The 21,792-nt window shown below is 46.6% G+C and carries 16 protein-coding genes; 8 read left to right on the top strand and 8 right to left on the bottom strand.

Features of this window, described 5'->3' with window-relative positions:
* The first annotated feature begins 96 nt into the window (after nt 1-96).
* The 3 genes from AC2CG4_RS16250 to AC2CG4_RS16240 all read left to right on the top strand — a co-directional run bounded on the left by AC2CG4_RS16250 (nt 97) and on the right by AC2CG4_RS16240 (nt 5,832).
* Nucleotides 97-2,748 carry a CHASE domain-containing protein gene (locus tag AC2CG4_RS16250; protein ID WP_484487360.1) on the top strand — a complete coding sequence of 884 codons (2,652 nt, stop codon included), beginning with the start codon at nt 97-99 and terminating at the stop codon, nt 2,746-2,748.
* Nucleotides 2,749-2,918: 170 nt separating this feature from the next.
* Nucleotides 2,919-4,985, top strand: coding sequence for a flagellar filament capping protein FliD (gene fliD / locus AC2CG4_RS16245; RefSeq protein WP_484487268.1), 2,067 nt, complete (start codon nt 2,919-2,921; stop codon nt 4,983-4,985).
* A 154-nt stretch (nt 4,986-5,139) separates the two neighbouring features.
* Entirely contained in the window at nt 5,140-5,832 is a 693-nt protein-coding gene (locus AC2CG4_RS16240) for an acylneuraminate cytidylyltransferase family protein (protein WP_484487267.1), read from the top strand.
* Nucleotides 5,833-5,852: 20 nt separating this feature from the next.
* Here the strand turns inward: AC2CG4_RS16240 and AC2CG4_RS16235 are convergent, their stop codons facing one another.
* The 4 genes from AC2CG4_RS16235 to AC2CG4_RS16220 form a co-directional block, all read right to left on the bottom strand.
* Nucleotides 5,853-6,113, bottom strand: coding sequence for a zf-HC2 domain-containing protein (locus tag AC2CG4_RS16235; RefSeq protein WP_484487266.1), 261 nt, complete (start codon nt 6,111-6,113; stop codon nt 5,853-5,855).
* Nucleotides 6,107-6,724, bottom strand: a complete 618-nt coding sequence (locus AC2CG4_RS16230) for an RNA polymerase sigma factor (RefSeq protein WP_484487265.1) — start codon at nt 6,722-6,724, stop codon at nt 6,107-6,109. Before AC2CG4_RS16230 ends, AC2CG4_RS16235 begins: the two co-directional genes overlap by 7 nt.
* A 91-nt stretch (nt 6,725-6,815) precedes the next feature.
* Nucleotides 6,816-7,439 carry an HvfX family Cu-binding RiPP maturation protein gene (locus tag AC2CG4_RS16225; protein WP_484487264.1) on the bottom strand — a complete coding sequence of 208 codons (624 nt, stop codon included), beginning with the start codon at nt 7,437-7,439 and terminating at the stop codon, nt 6,816-6,818.
* Between the two features lie 103 nt (nt 7,440-7,542).
* Entirely contained in the window at nt 7,543-8,283 is a 741-nt protein-coding gene (locus AC2CG4_RS16220) for a hypothetical protein (RefSeq protein ID WP_484487263.1), read from the bottom strand.
* Between the two features lie 249 nt (nt 8,284-8,532).
* Here AC2CG4_RS16220 and AC2CG4_RS16215 point away from each other — a divergent pair, with 249 nt between their 5' ends.
* From AC2CG4_RS16215 to AC2CG4_RS16195, 5 genes are all read left to right on the top strand, one after another.
* Nucleotides 8,533-9,282 (top strand): electron transfer flavoprotein subunit beta/FixA family protein, encoded by a 750-nt coding sequence (locus AC2CG4_RS16215; RefSeq protein WP_484487262.1) that lies wholly within the window; start codon nt 8,533-8,535, stop codon nt 9,280-9,282.
* A 14-nt stretch (nt 9,283-9,296) separates the two neighbouring features.
* Nucleotides 9,297-10,238, top strand: a complete 942-nt coding sequence (locus AC2CG4_RS16210) for an electron transfer flavoprotein subunit alpha/FixB family protein (RefSeq protein ID WP_484487359.1) — start codon at nt 9,297-9,299, stop codon at nt 10,236-10,238.
* 124 nt (nt 10,239-10,362) lie between these two features.
* Entirely contained in the window at nt 10,363-10,560 is a 198-nt protein-coding gene (locus tag AC2CG4_RS16205) for a DUF2788 domain-containing protein (RefSeq protein WP_484487261.1), read from the top strand.
* Nucleotides 10,561-10,608: 48 nt separating this feature from the next.
* Entirely contained in the window at nt 10,609-12,804 is a 2,196-nt protein-coding gene (locus tag AC2CG4_RS16200) for a response regulator (protein ID WP_484487260.1), read from the top strand.
* A gap of 110 nt (nt 12,805-12,914) precedes the next feature.
* Nucleotides 12,915-16,445 carry a ThuA domain-containing protein gene (locus tag AC2CG4_RS16195; protein WP_484487259.1) on the top strand — a complete coding sequence of 1,177 codons (3,531 nt, stop codon included), beginning with the start codon at nt 12,915-12,917 and terminating at the stop codon, nt 16,443-16,445.
* A gap of 123 nt (nt 16,446-16,568) precedes the next feature.
* On the opposite strand, the gene rhlE is transcribed toward AC2CG4_RS16195, so the two are convergent.
* The 4 genes from rhlE to AC2CG4_RS16175 form a co-directional block, all read right to left on the bottom strand.
* Nucleotides 16,569-17,963, bottom strand: a complete 1,395-nt coding sequence (gene rhlE / locus AC2CG4_RS16190) for an ATP-dependent RNA helicase RhlE (RefSeq protein ID WP_484487258.1) — start codon at nt 17,961-17,963, stop codon at nt 16,569-16,571.
* A 224-nt stretch (nt 17,964-18,187) separates the two neighbouring features.
* Nucleotides 18,188-19,423 (bottom strand): multidrug effflux MFS transporter, encoded by a 1,236-nt coding sequence (locus AC2CG4_RS16185; protein WP_484487257.1) that lies wholly within the window; start codon nt 19,421-19,423, stop codon nt 18,188-18,190.
* A 207-nt stretch (nt 19,424-19,630) separates the two neighbouring features.
* Nucleotides 19,631-20,203, bottom strand: coding sequence for a DUF3806 domain-containing protein (locus tag AC2CG4_RS16180; protein WP_484487256.1), 573 nt, complete (start codon nt 20,201-20,203; stop codon nt 19,631-19,633).
* A 35-nt stretch (nt 20,204-20,238) separates the two neighbouring features.
* Nucleotides 20,239-21,780 carry an FMN-binding glutamate synthase family protein gene (locus tag AC2CG4_RS16175; RefSeq protein WP_484487255.1) on the bottom strand — a complete coding sequence of 514 codons (1,542 nt, stop codon included), beginning with the start codon at nt 21,778-21,780 and terminating at the stop codon, nt 20,239-20,241.
* Nucleotides 21,781-21,792 lie beyond the last annotated feature (12 nt).

Raw genomic sequence — 21,792 nt, 5'->3', positions numbered from 1 at the left:
CCCTCAGCTTGCTTTGGGCGGTTTTTTTATTGTTTTTTTGTGCCACATGGAGAGGACTCGACTAGGCTTAAGGCAGCTAAAAATGAGATTTTTTTGATGGTAAAAATTTGGCGTATGCCTGCAACACCTTGGGTGTTGCGTATTGTTTTTCTCGCGCTCGCGTATTTCCTCGCCGGGCGCCTGTCACTGTTGCTAGCAATTCCGCCCGGTTTTGTTTCTGGTTTATTTCTCCCAATGGGGATAGCGCTAGGGGCGTTATTGATTTGGGGTTATTCCATGGCAATTGGCGTCTTCTTCGGTTCATTGCTACTCAATATTTCGGTTAGCCCTGCACCAATCCTCGCGTTACCCGTAGTGTTGCTCGCCGCGGAAATTGCTTGTGGCAGTGTTCTTGCGAGTGCCGCGGGGACTTGGTTGATTCGTCGTTATATTGGGTTTCCTAATAGCTTGACCGATGAGCGCAGTATTTTTGCATTTTTTATTTTGGGTGGGCCTGTAGCTACCAGTATTAGTGCCACTGTTGGTGTTATGGCATTGTTTGCGAACGATGTGATTCCGGCCAAACAAGCTTTTTACAGTTGGTGGACTTGGTGGATAGGTGATGCAATTGGTGTTTTGATTGCGGCGCCGTTGGTGTGTGTTTGCTTTGCTGAACCGCGCCACTTTTGGCGAGCGCGGCGCCTTACCGTAGGTGTTCCAATTGTAGTGAGCAGTCTAATTGTTGTTGCTGTGTTTGTTGTATCCAGCAATAACGAAAATAGAAAGTTAAATGATCATTTTCAGCAACAGGCTGGCTTGCTTATTGGTTCGGTTGGTACTGGTTTTTCGTCGGTAGTAAATACGCTGGGGATATTGCGCTCTTTTTTTATTGCGTCGGATCAGGTGACGCGCGAAGAGTTTTCAATTTACGTAGAACATGTGACGATCGGGCACTATGGAATTACTGGATTTTTCTGGAGTCAACGTATTAAGGATGCCCAGCGTGAGCAGTTTGAGGTGCAAAAACGTCGGGATCTAGGTACGGATTTTTTTATTAAAGAGAGAGATTCAGCCGGTCAGTTTGTGCCAGCTTTACACCGCGATGAGTATGTCGTGGTTTCTTATGTATACCCCTGGCAAGAAAACTCGGTTCTTCTAGGGTTTGATGTGGCATCTGATCCTGTTCGACTTGAGGCGCTTGAGCGTGCCCATGAGTCGGGGCAGTTTGCTATGACCAGACCTGTGCAACTGTTGCAAGATAAAAGTCTATCCAGTGGTGTAATAATTTATCAGCCTGTATACGACGCACTCTCGCTCACCCTGAGCCCCAGTTCACGAAAATCTCACCTGAAAGGCTATGTTACCGCTGTTGTACGTATAAAGGACTTATTGGCAATCGTACTCAAGCCCTATTCGTCAGGTGATTATCAATTAACGATTACTGATACTACAGATCCAAGCGATTCTCGGGATTTTTACCACACACAGGAATTTAAAGTTCCCGCTTATGCGCAAAGTCTGGCGTTAAGTCAGGTGATGACTCTAGGTGGGCGGCAATTATTAATTACTGTTACTCCCACAGAAAAATATCTGACAGACAACGTCAGTTTACAGTCTTGGTTTGTATTGGCTGGCGGCTTGTTATTTTGCAGTTTGCTAGGTGGCTTTTTGTTGTTGATCAGTGGGCGCACCCAGCACATTACTAACTTGGTTGAGCAGCGCACCAAAGAATTGGCCGCTATTTTGGATAATGCCGTGGAGTCTATTTTGGTTGTGGATGAGCAAGGGTTTATTCAAAATGCCAATCCAGCAGCGGCACAGCTTTTTAAATATCCTATCGCGCAGTTTTTACAATTACACATCGGCGATTTAGTGCCATCTATGCAGCAGGGATTAAACCTGACGGGGGATGATAATACGGCAACAGTATTAAGTGATGGGCTGGGTCGTTGTAGTGATGGTAGTGATCTGGAAATTGAGTTGAGTATTAGCCCAGTTGCGCTTCACGAACGAAAATTCTTCACGTTTATTATTCATGACGCCTCTGTGAGGCGCAAAGTGGAGCGGTTAAAAAATGAGTTTGTTGCTACGGTGAGCCATGAGTTACGCACCCCGTTAACATCTATTAAGGGGGCATTGAGCATCGCGCTGAGCGGAAAATTGGGTGAAGCTAAACTGCATGAGTTATTAACGATTGCCAGTAATAATGCAGATCGGTTAGGGCGTTTAGTGAATGATATTTTGGACATTGAAAAGTTAGAGTTTGGCCATTTAACACTGGCACTGGAGCAGTGCGAAGTCTATCCGTTGTTGCAACAATCCATTGAACAAAATCAGGGGTATGCCGCGCGTTATGGCGTGCAATTACAGTTGGATGTTCCGGATGAGCAGTCTATGCACTGTCTTGCTGCCGTTGACCCGCATCGCTTTTTGCAAGTGATGGCTAACCTGCTGTCCAATGCGGTGAAGTTTTCTTTTCTTGATGGCGTAGTGCGAGTACAGCTCACTAATGATGCGGAAGGCCTTACAGTAGCGGTGAGTGATGAAGGTCAGGGGATTGCAGATGAATTCCGATCGCGTATTTTTCAAAAATTTGCCCAAAGCGACTCGTCCGATACCCGCAGTCGTGACGGTACTGGGCTGGGGTTAAGCATTTCAAAAATTATCGTAGAGCGAATGGGTGGCTCAATTGATTACCGTTCAACGTTAGGTAAAGGTAGTACGTTCTATTTCATCCTGCCATTAGTGAGTAAAGGAGGCGCGGACTAGATTAATTATTAATAACAAAAACAAGCAATTGGCGTAGTTTGTGCTCATAACCAATGGAAGAGGAATAAACCTCGAAAAAGCGGCAAAACCGGCTAAACTTTACCCATTGCTTGCCGCTAACCTTATGTAATTAAAGATAGCCAGCGGTAATTTTTGGTGTGGAGGTATCAATGGTGAACGGTACATCAAGTACAACTAACAGCAATGGTGCGACAGGCTCCAGCATTATCAGTGCATTGGGAACTGGTTCGGGCATCGATACCAATAAATTGGCCGATCAACTGACACAAGCCAACAATGCTGTTCAATCACAGCGCCTCACTACCAAAAAAACACTGCTAGAGACTCAAATATCGGATTTTGGGCGTTTGCGCAGCTCGCTCGCAAAACTCGAAACAGCTGCCGCAACGCTAGGCAGTGCGGATACTTTTAATGCCAAATCTCTCTCCATTCCAGACACTAGCTTGCTGGCTATTACCAAGTTGGATGCCACCGCCGTGGCGGGTAGTTATCAATTAAAAGTGGAGCAAATTGCGCAGCCGCAATCGCTAAGCTCAGGCACTTTTACCTCTATGACCGCCCCCATAGGCAAGGGCACTTTGACTATACGCTTGGGAGAATGGAGCCCGGATGTAACAAGCTTTACCGTTGACTCAAGCAAAACTGCTGGCGGCACTATTACTATTGATGATTCGAATAACTCTCTTACTGGGCTTCGCGATGCCATCAATAAAGGCAATCTAGGGGTGACGGCCAGTATTATTAGCGATGGTGGGGGCTATAAATTATTGTTGACGGCAAAATCTGGCGCCAAAAATGAAATTGAAATCACCGCAACAGAAGACCCTGCCTCGTTAGGATTGGCCGGGTTTAATTTTAATGAAGCCACCCGCAATCTGACGCAACAGCAAGAAGGGCGTGATGCGCAGGTACGCGTAAACGGTTTGTTGGTTAGCCGTGAATCCAACCAAATTAAGGACGTTGTTGGAGGCTTGGAGTTCGACCTTTTTGCCAGCTCGCTGACAGAAACGATCAATGTCACGATCAATCATGATAAAGCGACCGCAGAGCAAACTATTCGCGATTTTGTAACAGCCTACAACACATTCAAAACGGAAATAGAAAAACTGGTAGGGTTCGATACGGAATTGGATGATTACGGTAGTTTGCAGCGCGATCCGTTGGCTAAAAGTGTTACGCAGAGTTTGCGCAATATTTTGTCATCGTCTGTACCGGGTTTGAGTAGTGATTTTAATGCGCTATCGAGCATGGGTATACGCACCAAATTAGATGGCTCTTTAGAGATTATCGAGAACAAAAAAGATCAGGAAAATCTTGATTTTCGTGCCGCTATCGATAAACACTTTGATAGTGTGCGTGATATCTTTGTACCTAAAACCTCGTCATCCACCGTCAATATTGACGTGAATAAATTCTCTGCCAAAAGCCAGCCAGGCACTTATGATGTTGTCATCACGCAACAGCCTAGCAAAGGGAAATTAACCAATGATGATGTTATTGCGTTCCCTTTTAGTACCTCTAGCAAAGATTACAGCTTCACCTTTTCTTTAAATGGTGTGAATACCGCATCCATTAGTTTGCCTGATGGAAAAACTTATTCCTCTGGTGCCGAGTTAGCGGCTGACTTTCAAAGTTTGATTAATCTTGATGCTAATTTAAAAGCGGTAAGGTCGACAGTAGCGGTAAGTTTTGCAGACAATAAGTTGGTATTTACCTCTGACGTCTACGGTAGCTCAAGCAAGGTTGGTTTTGCTGTTGTTGGCGACGATATGGGTGAATTGGGTATCACGCAGCGCTCAGGAACCACGGGTACCGATGTTGGTGGCACAGTAGGCGGCGTTGCTGCATTTGGTTACGGCAATATACTTTTACCTGCGATTGGCAGTAAAGCTGAAGGTCTAAGTATGATCGTTCAGCCGGGCACCACGTCTGGCAGCATTACTTTTTCGCGTGGTTTTTCGGGTACCATGACAAACTTGATCAACGAGTTCTTAAAGTCATCAGGTACGATCAAAGAGCGTGAAACGAATATCACCAAAGATATTAAGAATGTCAGCAAAGCGGAAGAAGATTTGGCTCGTCGCAGTGAGGCTTATCGGGCTAGGTTGATGGCGCAGTTTCAAGCGATGGAATCTATCGTGCGTAGTCTTAATTCTACCGGCGATTTTCTGGATGGCATTTTAGATCGGTTACCATTCACCTCACAAAATAATTAATTTGAGTTTATCCTCATTCAATGTGATGGGGATGAGCATTTTCCGCTTTGCTAGCAGTAGACTTTCGGATTAATTGTTGTTCATTTCGTGACCTTTCATCATTACTTTGCTATACCCTAGTGATTGCTGACACTTGTCGAATACTGGAGGGGTTATGTCAAATGTATTTGCACTTGTACCTGCTCGCGGTGGATCAAAAGGCATTCTGCAAAAAAATATCGTGGCGGTAGGGGATCATCCTCTGCTGGCTTATACAATAAAAGCAGCGCAAGACTCCGGTGTTATTGATGTAACTTATGTGTCTTCTGATGATGATCAGATCTTATCGGTAGCTCATTACTATGGCGCCGAGAGATTAAAACGTGATCCTCATTTGGCGCGGGATGAAACGCCGGTTGATCCAGTCGTTGCAGAATTTATTCATCGATTAAAGCTGACAGGCAAAGATATTATTATTTTATTGCTGCCTACATCACCTTTGCGCACTGCGACGCATATTCGCGAAGCGCTTGCAGAGTTCCATGATTTTCCTACCTGCCATAGCTTGATCAGTGTGCGTGAAATTAATAATCAATTGATGAAAGCTTATGTTGGCGGCGGTGAATTTCTACAGCCGTTGGCGGGCGCGCATTCGTCGTATTTACGCCGTCAGGATTTGCCATCGCTTTACATGCCCAATAACGCAATTACTATTTTTAAAGTGGATGATTTTTTGCGAGAAGAGAAAATTCCACGCACCCATGAAATTCCCTATTTGATGTCTGAGCATGATAGTTTGGATGTGGACACTCCAGCAGATCTATTGCTGGCGAAACAGCGGTTAGCACACTTAGTTGAAAGCAAATAGTTAGTCGAGCAGGAGTGGGTTTAGCTCCGGTTTGATTGAGTTTCTGCTTTGATGTGAGCTTGCAGTTTGTTCCAGACAATATCTGCATCTTCAACTGAGGATGCTTTTACCATGCCCGCGCCAACTTGCTGGGTAATTTTTAAGTGACGGACAAAACGACGGCAGTTTGCACACATCAGTAAGTGCAAGCGGACTTGCCATTTGAGCGGAGTGTTGTTGTCGAGGCTATTGTTATCCAGGTAATCGCTGGCAACGGCAGCAACTTGTTTGCAACTTAACATGAGCCAGTCTCCTGATAACGATCAATTACCTGCATAAGAGTGAGGCGGGCGCGGTGTACTAGTACTCTTACATTGGCTGCGGTAACCGAAAGAATGTTGCAAATATCTTCAAAGGATTGCTGTTCAATATCGCGCAAAATAAATGCAGCCTTTTGTGCAGGCGGCAGAAGCTCAAGTGTGCGATTAATACAATGCTGTAATTGCTGCTCTTCTAATAGCGACTCAGGTGATTCATTATTCCAGCGCGGTACCGGTTGTTGCCAATGGCCATTTTTTTTGAAATGGGTGCCGTCAAGGTAACTGCCTGGGGTTTCACCATCCAATTGATCCAAGGAGACCTGACGGGACTCTTTGCGCAAGCGCGCTTTTGCCTGGTTGCTTACGATTGTTAACAGCCACGTTTTTAGCGATGAACGCTGCTCGAAGTTGACGATGTTGCGGTATGCCGAAACCCAGGCTTCCTGCACGACATCGTCGGCAAAAGTATCACCCGCAATGGCGCGTGCGATGCTCAGCATAAGGGAGTGATACTGGGCAATAAGTCGGCGAAATGCATAATCATCCCCCTTCATTAGTTGCGCAATCAGCTCGCGCTCATTATCTATCATCATGTTACTCGTGTTGGATTTGGGCGAGCCGCACACATTAATTGGCGGTAATCGCACAAGCTTAACACTCGCAATAATAGCTGTGTACCGTAGATTAATTTTTCAGCGTAGTTTTTTGCTCGAGTTTTTTACGCAGCCAAAAATCCAGGCTGTGATATTTTCCGCCGCCTAATCCAATCAGTGCCAACAGCATAATCAAATAGGTTGCCGCAAACTCAATGCCGTTGTTGAGGATGACAAATTTCCCGCTGCCAGTGAGCCATTCATAGTTGCCGTGGGTTTGCAGAATGTCACGCGCTCGCGCGAGTTTGTCTGTTGCCGCCAGTACTTGCTCATTTGCAAAAGGTGCGCTGGCATCGGCAATAGCTTGCCAGCCGTTGTCCCAATGCACAGCAAAAATAGCGACCAGCATGGTAATAATCAGGGGAATACCAATCAGGCGGGTGAATAACCCCAGCACGAGCAATACTGCACCGACAAGTTCAGTGGCTGTGGCCAAGAATGCCATAAGCCAAGGCAGAGGAAGGCCTAGCCCCCATTCAGTGTTGCCGAACCATGTAACGGTGCTATCGAATGCGTTGAACTTATTCATGCCTGCCATCCAAAAAATCGGCGCTAAATAAAGGCGTAAAGCGAGGCCGGCAATATTCGAGCTACAGTTTACTAATCCTTGGATGAAGGTCTGGTAAAAGCCGCAAAGTGTTGATGTGTTGAGCATAAAAAAGCATCCATAGCGAGTGATAGCCTATAGATGCCTCAGCGTTCGATTTGTTACAAAAGGTCAAGTATCGATAAAAACGATCGATATTAGAGAAAATGAGTTACTGGGTTTTCTTCTTTTTGAGCTCAGCAGCTTCCTTTTTCATTGCCGCATCAAAGTCCAGTTGTTCCTGATCTATAACGGGAGTGACAGGCAAGACTTGTTGCACATTTTCTGTTGCTTGCTGTTTGGCTTTTTGAGTGGTGTTGGCGATGCTGCTATCAATTTTTTCATTGACCTTATCTGCTACCGCACCCACTGGGTTCTCGACAATTTTTTGTACATTCATTAGTGCTTTTTGTTTTTCATTCAATGCGCTTTTTGCAGCTTTGGCTTGGTCGTAAGCGTTTTGCAATTCTTTTGGCAGAACAGGGGTGATGGCTTGTTTTGCGCCTTCGATTTGTTCCGAAATAATTTCCGGTGTGCCATCTTTAATTAGCATGACGGCCATTTGGTTGGTGTCGGCATTCCATACCATGGCGGCTTTGTCGGTAATTTCCTGTACTTGTGGTGGTGCGTAACGCGAAGCAACATAGAACAATGCACCTTCCTGTTGGATTGTCTGGGCGGTGCGCAATAATTTCATGGTGGGTTCGTACTTATCGCCCAGCAATGACGTCATCCGGTTTTTCACCATGGGTGTTTCAAATAGATCCACCTCATTGGGGTCAAACCCCACTAGCGGTTTTAAAAAGGACCACATCAGTTTACTTTGCAGTTGGTTGCCAATCAGCAGCGACGAAACGCAAGCAGACAGAAAAATACACATAAATGCGATAGAGATAAGTTTGGTAGTACGCATGGATAATCCGATAAATTAGGGGGCTGGTTTATGCAGATCGGCAGTGTACGCAATGTGCTTCATGCCGTACATAAGGTGAGCACGATTAGATTAAAAATGATGTGTCCTGGTGACTCATGAGATAAAAATAACCCCATTTTTATGGAGGCTATTGGGTGAATATGATTGAATAGCGGGGTTGCGGATGTTTGGCAATCAATAAAAATAGAGAACACAACCTTTTGACTTTGGACCCGCAAGGAAAACGCTGTGAAAATTTTAGTGGCAATTAAACGTGTTGTGGACCCTGGTGTTCGCGTGCGCCCCTTGGCTGACGGTAGTGGTATGGATATCGCCAGTGCCAAAATGTCGATGAATCCCTTTTGTGAAATCGCTGTTGAAGAGGCCATTCGCTTAAAGGAGCAGGGGCTGGCCAGCGAGGTAGTGGTAGTCAGTATTGGACCTCAGGCCGTGCAAGATCAGTTGCGCAGCGCACTCGCTCTGGGGGCAGATCGCGCCCTGCACATTACCACCGAATCCCTTTTTGAGCCGTTAGCTATTGCCAGAGTGCTGCATGCCTTAGTGCAACAAGAGCAGCCACAACTAGTAATGCTGGGCAAACAATCTATTGACGGTGACCACAATCAAACCGGGCAGATGTTGGCGGCGCTCTGTGGTTATCCGCAGGGTACTTTTGCCTCGCATATTGAGTGCAAAAGCGATGAGGTTTGGGTAACCCGCGAGCTGGATGGCGGTTTGCAAACCCTTGCACTAAAACTCCCAGCGGTTATCACCACAGATTTGCGTCTGAATCAGCCGCGCTACCCAACCATGCCCAATATTATGAAGGCGCGCCAAAAGCCACTGGTTACTATCCCTTTGGCTGAGTTGGGGTTGGGTTTGCAGCCACGCTTGCAAACTATATCCGTCGATGCTCCCAAAGCGCGCCAACAGGGGGTCAGGGTTAACAGTGTTGCTGAATTGGTGGATAAATTGCGGCAGGAGGCCAAAGTGCTATGAACACATCAAATAAGGTGAGTGCACTGGTATTGGTTGAGCTGGATGCTAATGGCTTCAGTTTAATCAATCTGAAGGTGATGGGGGCTTTGGCGCGTTTGGGCGAATTTGTTTCATTAGAGGTGGATCTACTGGTCGCCGGTAAAGATTGCGCCGCTGCTGCTGCAATGGCTGCGCGTGTACCGGGTATACGCCAAGTATTGCTTGCCGATGATGATCGCTGTGAGCATCAACTACCGGAAACACTTGCGCCTTGGCTGGCGCACCTGGCCCAGGATTATGCTTATGTCTGTGTAGGCGCAACAACCTTTGGCAAGAATTTATTGCCGCGCATAGCGGCACTGATGGATGTGCAACCTGTTACCGATGTGGTTGCAATTGAATCTGCCAATGAATTCAAGCGCCCGGTGTATGCAGGTAGTGCAATTGCACATCTGCGTACAGAGCAGTCGATTAATCTCCTTAGTGTTCGTGCCAGTGCTTTTGGTGAAGTGGCACTAGGAGAAAGCAGTGCGGAGGTGGTTGCTATCACGCCTCCGCCATCACAAACCATTAGCCGTTTTATTAGTCAGCAACAGGTGCAAAGTGAGCGGCCTGAGCTGACCTCGGCGCGTGTGGTAGTGTCGGGTGGCCGCGGCATGCAAGCGGGCGAGAATTTTCAGTTGCTCTATCAATTGGCTGACAAACTTGGCGCTGCAGTAGGGGCGTCACGTGCCGCGGTGGATGCAGGTTTCGTCCCCAATGATATGCAAGTAGGGCAAACCGGCAAAGTGGTGGCTCCTGAGTTGTATATTGCGGTAGGGTTATCGGGGGCAGTGCAGCATTTGGCGGGAATGCGCGATTCGAAGGTAGTGGTGGCTATCAATAAAGACGCAGATGCACCTATCTTTCAGGCGGCAGATTATGGTTTGGTGGCTGATTTGTTTGAGGCTGTGCCCGAGCTAATCGAGTTGCTGTAAAAAGATTGTAACCAATCGCTTGATTTCCCTTCCTCAAAGCCGCTACTACAGCGGCTTTTTGTTTTTTTCGCTACAATGCCGCCCCATTCATCCTTCTTATTTTTTGTATTGGGCTTAAACGACCATGGATCTCGAACAATTTGAAACCTGGGCTATGTATCTCTGTGGCGGCGGGTTGATTATCTTTATGTTTTTTATTGTGTGGGATCTCGCAAAAAAATCCAAAGCCGGTCGATTTGGTTCCTTCGTTTTGTTTGGGGTATTGGGCTTTGCGATTGTGGTATTTGTGATTAAAGAAGTATTTGTACACATCCTCAGCTAGCCTTAAGGGCATAGCTCTGATTCTCATTGTCATAACTCTGGGTTAACCATGTTTCATTTTTTTGTCCCCACCACCAAGGTTCAAAAAGATCGCGCCATCATGCGTGAAACCGACGCGCGTGTTGCCAAGTACAGTCGGCGCGGTTTAGTTCTTAATTTTATTGTTTTTGTGCTCTGCCTTGCATTCGGTGATTTTCAGGAAAAAGAACACAATCTAGCTATAGTGCTGGTTACGGGGTTGCTGCTGGTGACTTTGGTGCGCAGCTATTATTTATTTCGTTTCGATGCACTTTACGCTCGTGCGCCCACTCGTTGGCGCAACCAGTACTTTTTTGCATCCTGCCTGGGGGCAGCGTGGTGGAGCGTTATTTTAGTCACCCTTACTTGGGTGCAGGGCATGCGGGATGAAACGCTCGTGATGTGGCTCTATTCCGTCGTGTTTTATTCCAGTGTCGCCAATGTGTTTGCACCGTATCGCCACTTTCTCAGTTTGTATTTGGCCATTGGTCAAATTCCGGCCGCGCTTACTGCAATGTTTTTAGGTAATGCCGAAGGCGTGTTGTACGGCAGTATTATGGTGGTGTTTTATATGATGCTGAGCCATCAAGGCAAGGTGACATCACTCGCGTACTGGGAGCGTTTGGAAGCGCATTATGCGTTGCGCGAGCGCGCTCAGGGTTTGGAAAATGAAAAGCGTACATCGCAAGCGCAGATTGAATTAAAAAATGAGTTTTTGGTTAATCTCGGGCAGGAGATTCGCTCATCCATTAGCGATGTAATGAGTACACTTTCATTGATTGATGACAGCCAGCTTTCAGAGCATCATCGCGAACTGCTGACCACCGCGAATAAGGCAACGGGCAGGCAAATTGATCTGGTGAATAATGTGGTGGACTTCTCCAAGATCACTACCAAGACGCTGGTGCTTGACGATGTTGAATTTGATTTGCGCCGGGTGTTAGAAAAATTTGTACAAGATTTTACCCTCGATGCTCATCAACAAGGTATTGAGCTCTACTACAGTTTTGACCCCAATATGCCATTGCGAGTGAAAGGTGATGTGACTCGCTTGAATCAAATTCTTGCGACTTTGCTTAATCACACTCTCAAGGCTAGCCGTATTGAGCATGTGTATGTTGAAGCGCGCTTTCATCAAGAGCAGGACGATTTTGGTGAGTTGCAGGTCATTATCAGCGATGGCGAAAAAAATGTCGCTGGCGAAAACGATGCTGAAGCGCGCGAGAGTAATCAAAAAGGAATTGGCCTTGCTATTTGTAAAGGGCTGGCTGCGTGTATGGGCGGCAGTATTCATTTGCGGGAAAACAAAAATCGCGGCAATCGTATTTTTATCAATATCGCGTTACAAGTGGTTTCCCATGAGGAGCGTCGTTTTGGTTCCGAACAAAAACTGCGTGGAAAACGTGCGTTGTTGGTGGATTTGCCTGAGCACAATGCCAATGCCTTGGCCGACGAAATGAATGCATGGGGTATGGCAACAACGATTGTGGCGGGGCAGGAGCAGACTATATCAAAGTTGCGCGAACAAGCTGCCAATGGAACACCGTTTGACTTGGTGTTTATCTTTACCCGGCTGAATAGTATGAACGGTTTGGCGCTGTCTCATGAAATCACAGCACACCCTGAAATTGCCGGCGTAAAACAAATTCTCGCGATGGGTATACTGCAGAGTGACAGCCCTGAAATGAAATTGCATCTGCGTAATAATCCGCAGGTTTGTATTATTGAAAAACCGATTATGCGCCGCCGCTTACACGATGCCGCCGTGCAAAAATTATTGAACGTAAATCTTGAAGACGAGCGCAAAACTTCTGAAAAAGAACACTTGGGCGCGGCCATAGTGCCTAAAGTGCTTTTGGTAGAAGATCATCGGGTAGATCAAATGGTGATTAGCGCTATGCTGAAAAAGCTCGGCTGCTATGTGCAGGTTGTACAAAATGGATTGGAGGCGGTTGAGATTGTAGAGCGAGAGCGTTTTGATCTGGTGCTGATGGACTACGATATGAAGGAGCAGGATAGCCTTGTGGCCACCGGTAAAATTCGCGACTACGAGCGTATGACTCACAGCGTGCGTCGCTTGCCAATTGTTGCGGTCACCTCGGCACAAACTGATGCAGATCATGATCTCTATATGTCAGTAGGTATGGATGATCATATTAGCAAACCTATTCGCTACGATGACTTGGACGCTCGGCTACAGCGTTGGCTGGAGAAGTCCCAAACTTGATAGGATTGGCGCGAAAAGAAGCGTTTACAATCGTAAACCTGAGAGCACACCTGAAATGCCGCTGATACACTCAGCGGCATTTGTATTTTCAGCGAATTAAAGGTTTGGCAATGAACAGATCTCGGCTCAATATCACCCGTTGGTGCATCCGTATTGTTGGTTTGATTATTTTTTCTGTCAGTCTTGCAAGTTGTGGGAAAAGTGCAGGCTCCAGTGCAAAGCAACCCGCTTCAAATCAGGCGTCTGCTTATCTACCAGCGCAGCAGCAAACTCTTAGTGGTGCAACAATTTTGGTGTTTAGCAAAACAGCAGGGTGGCGGCATGATTCTATTCCGGCGGGAATTGCCGCTTTCCAAAAATTAGCGGAAGAACATCAATTCACCGTAGTGGCGAGTGAAGACGCGAGTCTGTTTACGGACGCTGAGTTAAGCCAATTTAACGCTATTGTTTTTTTGAATACCACGCTCAATGTGCTCGATGAAAATCAGGAGTTGGCAATGGAGCGCTATATTCAGGCTGGTGGTGGTTTTGTCGGTATTCATGCTGCAGCAGACACTGAATGGGAAGGCGACTGGTTTTGGTATCGCAATTTAGTGGGAGCAGTATTTAAAAACCATCCCAATTCGCCCAGTAATGTGCAACAAGCGACGGTTAACTTTGTCGATCAACACCACGCATCGACTGCATCATTAGCTGGCTCTATCAGTGTGGCGGATGAGTGGTATAACTATCGCGACATGTATGAGTTTATCAATGTGGTCGCCACAGTGGATGAGTCGACTTATCAGGGGGGCGAGCATGGTCATGATCATCCCATCTCTTGGTATCACGATTACGATGGTGGCCGCGCTTTTTACACTGGCATGGGGCACTCTAGCGAATCTTTTTCAAATCCGGACTTATTACAGCATCTAATGGGTGGTTTGACCTATGCGGTAGGTCTGAATCATCGCACGGGTTTTAAGCCGCGTTTGGATTACAGTAAATCACGCCCGGAGCCAAATCGTTTTGTGAAAAAAACCGTGGCTGAGAATTTGGATGAGCCAGTTAAGCTGGCTTTCTTTCCTAATGGTGATGCGTTGATCGCCTTGCGCCCAGGAAAATTTCAGCGCGTGGATTACAAAAGTAATGAGCTAAGTGATGCGGGGGCACTATCTGTTGCTTATGATAAGTTTCAGGAGTGGGGTCTGGTGGGTGTGGCTGTGGATCCGGACTTTGCAACAAATCATACAGTCTATGCAGCATTCACAGTAAAAGATGATGCAGGAAATGTTGGCCAACGTTTGTCACGTTTTTTATGGCGCAATAATCAAGTTGATGCCGCTACTGAAGAAAAAATTCTGCAATATCCAATCGATAATAATTGCTGTCATACCGGTGGTGATCTGCAGTTTGGCAGCAATGGGGAATTGTTTTTTTCCACTGGTGATAATACCAATCCTCACGATCAGGATGGTTACGCACCTGTAGATTTTCGCCCGGATATGAAAAAGAATGACGGTTTGCGCGCGCCCGGTAATACACAGGATTTACGCGGTAAAGTACTGCGTATCATTCCAAAAAAAGACGGTGGTTATGATGTTCCTGCAGGTAATTTATTTACAGATCCAGCACAAGGACGCCCGGAAATTTATGTGATGGGCGCACGTAACCCCTACAGCATTACTTACGACCATAAAACCAGTACCTTGTTTTATGGCGATGTCGGCCCGGATGCCAGTAACGATTCAGATGAAAAAGGCTCCCGTGGTTACGATGAAATCAATCGGGTAACTGCTGCTGGTAACTTTGGTTGGCCGTTGGTGATTGGGCAAAATAAGCCCTATAAAAAATATGATTACATTACTCAAAAAACGGGTGAATGGGTAAATCCACAAAGCCCCATTAATAATTCGCCGAACAACACCGGCGCCAAACAACTACCACCAGCGCAGCCCGCTTTTATCGCCTATCCATATGGCACTTCCGATGTATTTCCTGAACTGGGTACTGGCGGTCGCACAGCCTTAGTTGCCGATGTTTATCATTCAGGCGATTATCCCGAATCTGTTAATCGTTATCCCGCGTATTACGACAACTCACTATTTATTCTCGATTTTATGCGCGCCTGGGTAAAAGTGGTGAGCTTTGATGCACAGGGCCGTATTAAAAAGATAGAACCGTTTGCGCCGCACATTAATTATGCGCTGCCGATTGATTCGCGTTTTTCTCCGGACGGTACTTTATATGTATTGGAATACGGCATGTCCTGGTTTACTGGAAATCCAGATGCGCGTCTTGCGCGGATAGAATATGTGGGGGCTGGCAATCGCCCGCCAGTAGCAGACATTACGCTGGATAAAAGCCAGTCGGGCCTTCCCGCGCAAATTCGAGCCTCAGCCAAACAATCAATAGATTTGGATGGCGATAAAATGACGTATGCATGGAAAGTGCAATGTGCAGAAGCCGCCTGTGTAGAGCAGCGTTTGGGGGATGCAGCTGAGATTACCCTGTCGTTAGAGAAGGCGGGTGAATACACACTGGAGTTAACGGTTAGCGATACGAATGGTGCCAAAGCAACCGTCAATAAAAAACTCGATATAGGTAATGAACCACCGGTTATTGAGTTGGCTTCAATACAAAATCAATCTTTCTATTGGCCGGACACACAAAAACTCCAGTATGAATTTATTATTAAGGATAAAGAGGATGGTGTCATTGCCGGAATTGAAAATTCGAATCCACGCATCACCTTCGCATATGCCGCAGCGGAGCAGCAATCAGGTCAGGGACATCAAGTTATTAGTTTGATTGATCAAGGAAAAAATTTAGCAGATGCGAACAATTGTTTGGGTTGCCACAAATTAGATGAAAAAATGGTAGGGCCGGCATTTAAAGATGTGGCGAAAAAATATCAAAAGGATTCCAACGCTGTTCAATATTTAGTGAATAAACTTGGCAACGGTGGGGCTGGCGTGTGGGGTGAGATGAATATGCCAGCTTTCTCTGGTTTAAGTGAGGCGGATCGTACCGCGCTGGCAACTTATGTGCTGTCATTGACGGATAGTGATTCATCCGAACAGCTTGCGCTGAATGGCGAGGTTCAGTTGCAGTCTCATCAGAAAAATACTGCAGCTATAAGCGCAGATCAGCCGTTTGTGGCGAAAGGCGAAGCTTATATTTTTACTGCCAGTTATCTTGATAAAGGCGCTAATAACATGCCGCCACTTCAAACGGCTAAGGAATTTAAATTGGTTCCTCACCGTTTTGATTTTGACAGTGTGTTTAATCCGGTAACGGCCAGTAAAGGTGCTACAGCCGATGCATTCCGGGAAATTAGAATGATCAAGTTCATTGCTGATGGTGAATGGGCAGGTTTTGCAATTGGTCGTTACGACTTAACTTCGGTCCAGTCATTAAAAATAGGCGCACTTTTTTTTAAAGAATCAACTAATTGGTTATTTGAAGTTCGTCGCGATAATACAGAAGGTGATTTGCTTGCTTCTGGTGTGCTGTCATCATCCGAATTGAAAACCTATATTCGCAAAGAGTTTCCATTAACTGCGTCTAGTGGTTTTGGCAATTTGTATTTACAGGTTAAGGCAGATCAAAAATCAGCAGCAGAGTTGCGTTTGCAGGATATAAGCTTTGAGAAAAAATAGCGTTGAACAATCTGCTGCGTCGTTGAGGTTCTGCTGCTGTCTGCATTAATTATTTATCAAATAGAGGTACAAAAAACCCGCTTCACAGCGGGTTTTTTGTTTCAGGCTTGTACTAGCGAATAATCAACTTGCAGCCTGAGGGCGACGCGCCTGTTGTGGTTTACCCGCGTTTGCGCGATTGCCATTGCCCTGAGGTTTTGCCCCTGTGTGAGGTTTGCGTGGCGCGCCGTCTTTCTGTTGGCTTTTGCCATTACCGTTTTTAGGTTTTTGCCCTAAAGTTGGTTTTTTGGCAGCAGATCTGCCGCCGCCATTTTTGCCGGCACCAGCACCAATAGTCATACGGCGACCCAACACAATGGGTTCAGGTTTTACATTGGGATCGGGTTCATAACCGGCGATGACTTCTTTTTCGATATCGCGTTTGATCAGTTTTTCGATATCGCGCAAGAATTTAATCTCATCAATGCAGACTAGTGAAACCGCAATGCCTTCTGAGTCAGCGCGACCGGTACGGCCTATGCGATGCACATAGTCTTCCGGTACGTTGGGCAATTCATAATTGACCACGTGTGGCAATTGGTCGATATCAATTCCGCGCGCGGCAATATCGGTTGCAACCAATGCGCGAATCGCTCCGCGTTTAAAATCTTCCAGCGCTTTGGTGCGCGCGCCTTGGCTTTTATTGCCGTGAATCGCAGCAGCGCTGATGCCATCGTCTTGTAATTGTTCGGTTAATTTATTCGCGCCATGTTTGGTGCGGGTAAAAATTAACACCTGTTGCCAATCGCCCTGATTAATCAGATGCGATAAAAGTTCGCGCTTGCGATTGCGATCAACCGGATGAACTCGTTGGGTCACACGCTCGGACGCAGTATTGCGGCGCGCTACCTCAATCAACGTTGGCTGGTCTAATAACTTATCGGCGAGCGCTTTAATTTCATCGGAAAAAGTAGCCGAGAACAGCAGGTTCTGGCGTTGTTTTGGCAGCAGGGCCAAAACTTTTTTGATGTCGTGAATAAAGCCCATGTCCAACATGCGGTCGGCTTCATCCAAAACCAGCACTTCAACTTGACGTAGACTCACGGCGTTTTGATTAACTAAATCGAGCAGACGACCTGGCGTAGCGACGAGAATGTCGACACCGCCGCGTAATTTCATCATTTGCGGATTGATACTCACACCACCGAAAACAACGGTTGAGCGCAACGGCAGGTATTTGCCGTAATCGCGCACGCTTTCAAATACTTGTGCAGCAAGTTCACGAGTTGGAGTCAAAATAAGTGCGCGCACCGGGCGACGGCCGCCCGCTTGAGTGGCGGGTGCTGCACTCAATTTTTCTAGCAGCGGCAGAGTGAAACCGGCTGTTTTACCGGTTCCTGTTTGCGCACCAGCAAGAATATCACCGCCTTTTAAAACGGCAGGGATAGCTTGTAACTGAATAGGAGTAGGGGTGCTGTAGCCCTGATCGGCAATAGCACGCAGAATATCGGCCCGAAGACCGAGAGTTTCAAATGACATAATGTTTTCCTGTTGCTCGGCCTCCCGCGTGGCGGGCAAGGTCTGGCGAGCTGAGATGTGCAAACACACTGGGGTGTTCGACAACAGAGGAGGGCGACACTGACCTTAAGGGTGTCGGGGCGCATACTACGCAGTTGCTGGGCAATATGCCAGTGACTTTTTGTTTGGTCAGTGCGCCAAAAGCAGACCTTTCTGCATATGGCGAAAGGTCTGGTTCATGCTATTTAATCCATTAGCGGTTCGTTTGGTTGTACTTTTTTGTTACGTGCCAGCTGCAAAATCACCAAGGCCAAAGTCGCCAGCACTAAAAAGCCACTGGTGACCGGTATTAAAGTGCCGTTATACATTTGGCCAATTCCAGTGCCGATCAGCATCGACATAATCGATGATGTTGCACCGATAATGGCAGATGCAATTCCTGCGACATGCCCCATTGGTTCCATCGCCATAGCGTTGACATTGCCAAACACCAAGCCAAAACAGAAAAACAGTACTGAGGCGTAGATCATAAATAGCCAGAGATTGGCGGGTAGTATCATCTGCAGTGCGAGAAAAATAGCGGAGCTAATGATGATGCCCAATACCGCGCGGGTACATAAATAATCCATTCCCCATTTTTGGACAAAACGCGCATTGACGAGTGAAGCAACTCCAAACACCAAGGCCAATACACCAAAATAGAGTGTGAATAATTTTCCGGTCTGAAATAGATCCTGAAAAATTTGTTGTGACGAATTGAGGTAACCGAGAAAACTGCCAAAAAATAAACCCATGCACAGGGTGTAACACATGGTGGTGTAATTGCTGATCACTTCCTTAAAACCATCGATAAACCCGCGGGTACTAAAGGGGATGCGATACTGTTGGGGCAGGGTTTCTTCCAGCCGCAAAAAAATCCACACGCCAATGATGAGTGCATACACAATATAAAGTACAAAAATATAGCGCCATGAACTCACCAACAAAACCGCTTGGCCAATACTGGGGGCGAGGGCGGGCACCATAATAAAAATCATCATCACCAGCGACATGATGCGCGCCATCTCATTGCCTGCATATTTATCGCGCACAATTGATATGGCTGACACATAAGGCCCAGCGACCCCCAAGCCTTGAATAAAACGCCCGATAAGCAGGGTGTTCATGTCTTGTGCAAAGAAACACATTACGCTGCCGCAAAAAAATAACAGGATTCCGGCATAGAGAATTTTTTTGCGCCCGGTTGCATCTGACAAAGGGCCGCAGACTAATTGGCCAAGCGCCATCCCCAGAAATAATGCGCTGATAATGTACTGAGCTTGATTGCTGTGGGCGAGGGGGATATCGCGACTAATAAATCCCAAGGCCGGGAGCAGTGCATCTATCGACATGGCGACGATCGACATTAATAAAGCAACCAAGAGCGTGAATTCTTGGGTTGAAATGCGCGATGCCGTTGGGTGAGTTGAGTAGTCAGACATACATGAGCTTCCGTGATAATTAAACTAATACAAGATGAACTATACCTAATGGCATAACCGATAGATGTCAGTAAGTGTTAAGGAGTTAGCATGATCGCAATTGCTGTGGTTAGTCGAATCAAATGTCATGAAATCGACAGGAAGCTCAATTTTTATTACATCAAGGACGAGCGCCCTTGATGTGACAGTATCGGGAGAGTGATGCGATTAGTTGCGCTTAAGTCTGTACATAATGCCGCCATCGTATGGCAGTTTTGGGAGGTGCTTTTCCATCAGCAAAATTGCATCGTTGTGGATCGTTTTGACATCCGGTTTGCTGCCAACTTCCATACGGCGCGATAGCATAGTTATCGGGAACAGGCACTCGCTGGTTTTTTTAACGCACAGTGCACGGCTGCGGCCAACCTCATCTTCATAGACTTTCCACTCAAATGTATTAGGGAAATCGGCCAGAATTAAATTTCCCAGCGCCACGCCCATTGCCTGCTGTGTGCTGTAATCATTTTGTGCAACTAGCTCTTTGTCGATTAGTCTTTGCATTGTGGCTAAATCGCTAAGGTCAGTGCGAATGGGCGTGCCGAGTTTGGTTTGGGTCAGCTCACTCAGTGCGGTGAGCTCCTTGTCCATTTTACTCTTATCCATCCAACCCAATTCACTAATCACTGCTTCTTTTTGTGGTGCAGCCGCTGTGGGCTTGGATACAACATTCAGTGGGGATTGTGCATGGGCGGTAATGGCATAAGTGAGTATCAAGCAAATGAGTGGTTTAAGGTAATACATTTTTTCCTCGCAACTTTATAGGATTAATTACAAAATTAATTTTTTGTCAGGGATTCGCTGCCAGAGAGATGTGAGTTCGCAGCTGTAAAAATCAATGGTTGCGGGTTGATCGCATCCAGCGGTACCGAGAAGCCATTGGTGTTAACTATATGAATGTGCTCGCTTCGTAATTGACGCGGTTCTGCTGCGCCGCAAGAGTGCGCAATGATTGCCACACTTTTGGTGATGTTGTATTGGTAGGCGGCAACACGTTCCGCCTTATTAGTTGGGTCCAAGCCTTTTTGTAATTTGCGATTATGAGTGGTGATGCCGGTAGGGCAAGTATTTTTATGGCATTGCATTGCCTGAATGCAACCCAACGCGAACATAAAACCACGCGCGCTGTTAACAAAATCAGCACCGCTGGCGAGCGCCCATGCAACCATATGCGGGGTGACGAGTTTACCTGCAACGATAATTTTAATTCGTTCCTTCAGGCCCGCTTCCGTCAACAGCGCTGTTACCCAAGGCAGGCTTTCTTTAATTGGTAAACCTACATGATCCATTAAAGGTTGTGGCGCCGCACCGCTGCCGCCGTCGGCGCTATCGAGTGTAATAAAGTCTGGTGCAGCTTCAATACCTTGCACACGAATTTCGTTGATCAGATCAATTAACCAATTCCTCTCGCCGAGTACGGCTTTAAACCCAACGGGTTTGCCGGTGACATTGCGGATATGGTTGATCATTTTCAGCAGGTCATTGACCGAGCGAATATCTGTGTGACCATTGGGGCTAATCGATGCGACACCTTCAGCAATTCCGCGAATCAATGCCACTTCGGCAGATACTTTTTCAGCGGGCAATATGCCCCCTTTGCCGGGTTTGGCACCTTGGCTCAGTTTTATTTCAAACATTTTGATTTGTGGTTTTGCGGCGAGTTCAATTAATTTCGCATCACTCAAATTGCCTTCTAAATCCCGCACGCCGTATTTTGCTGTACCAATTTGAAATACCAAATCGCAATTGCCGTCAAGATGGTATGGCGATAAGCCTCCTTCACCGGTGTTTAACCAACAGCCCGCTTTGGCTGCGCCTCGCGATAAGGCTTTGATTGCGGGGCTGGAAATAGCACCGTAACTCATCGCCGAAATATTGAAAATGGAATGGGTAGTGTAGGGCGTTTTGCAAAAAGGCCCGAGCGTGACAGGTGAGGGCATAAGCGCATCGCTTTCCATAATAGGAAAGGGTGAGTTTAAGAAAATCAGTGTGCCCGGTTCATTTGAGTTGAGTGTGGAGCCAAAACCAATATTGCTATCTACATCTTTAGCTGCGCGGTAAACCCAGGCGCGGTCAGCGCGATTGAAGGGCATTTCTTCGCGGTCATTGGCAAAAAAATACTGACGGAAAAACTCACCGAGATGTTCAAAAAAATAGCGAAACCGCCCGATAACCGGATAGTTTTTGCGAATAGTATGTGTGTTTTGGCTAATGTCAGTGATATACATAATAACTATCGCTAAAAGTATGCCGCCAACTAATAAAATAAAACTCACTTCAAGCCAGGTCAGTACCTTAAGCGCCCAGTGTGCATCAATCATAGTCTTATCTGT

The organism is Cellvibrio sp. ATLC23 (genome assembly GCF_057196725.1).
Note: the sequence above shows the minus strand (reverse complement) of the source record. Positions and strands in the feature narration are given on the sequence as shown.

What these genes read in the sequence shown, in the direction of transcription:
- AC2CG4_RS16225 (WP_484487264.1), bottom strand. Translation starts at nt 7,439, where the DNA reads ATGCTCAACACATCAACACTTTGCGGCTTTTACCAGACCTTCATCCAA.
- AC2CG4_RS16180 (WP_484487256.1), bottom strand. Translation starts at nt 20,203, where the DNA reads ATGTATTACCTTAAACCACTCATTTGCTTGATACTCACTTATGCCATT.
- AC2CG4_RS16195 (WP_484487259.1), top strand. Translation starts at nt 12,915, where the DNA reads ATGAACAGATCTCGGCTCAATATCACCCGTTGGTGCATCCGTATTGTT.
- AC2CG4_RS16200 (WP_484487260.1), top strand. Translation starts at nt 10,609, where the DNA reads ATGTTTCATTTTTTTGTCCCCACCACCAAGGTTCAAAAAGATCGCGCC.
- AC2CG4_RS16175 (WP_484487255.1), bottom strand. Translation starts at nt 21,780, where the DNA reads ATGATTGATGCACACTGGGCGCTTAAGGTACTGACCTGGCTTGAAGTG.
- AC2CG4_RS16235 (WP_484487266.1), bottom strand. Translation starts at nt 6,113, where the DNA reads ATGTTAAGTTGCAAACAAGTTGCTGCCGTTGCCAGCGATTACCTGGAT.
- rhlE (WP_484487258.1), bottom strand. Translation starts at nt 17,963, where the DNA reads ATGTCATTTGAAACTCTCGGTCTTCGGGCCGATATTCTGCGTGCTATT.
- AC2CG4_RS16250 (WP_484487360.1), top strand. Translation starts at nt 97, where the DNA reads ATGGTAAAAATTTGGCGTATGCCTGCAACACCTTGGGTGTTGCGTATT.
- AC2CG4_RS16220 (WP_484487263.1), bottom strand. Translation starts at nt 8,283, where the DNA reads ATGCGTACTACCAAACTTATCTCTATCGCATTTATGTGTATTTTTCTG.
- AC2CG4_RS16230 (WP_484487265.1), bottom strand. Translation starts at nt 6,724, where the DNA reads ATGATGATAGATAATGAGCGCGAGCTGATTGCGCAACTAATGAAGGGG.
- AC2CG4_RS16240 (WP_484487267.1), top strand. Translation starts at nt 5,140, where the DNA reads ATGTCAAATGTATTTGCACTTGTACCTGCTCGCGGTGGATCAAAAGGC.
- AC2CG4_RS16185 (WP_484487257.1), bottom strand. Translation starts at nt 19,423, where the DNA reads ATGTCTGACTACTCAACTCACCCAACGGCATCGCGCATTTCAACCCAA.
- fliD (WP_484487268.1), top strand. Translation starts at nt 2,919, where the DNA reads ATGGTGAACGGTACATCAAGTACAACTAACAGCAATGGTGCGACAGGC.
- AC2CG4_RS16205 (WP_484487261.1), top strand. Translation starts at nt 10,363, where the DNA reads ATGGATCTCGAACAATTTGAAACCTGGGCTATGTATCTCTGTGGCGGC.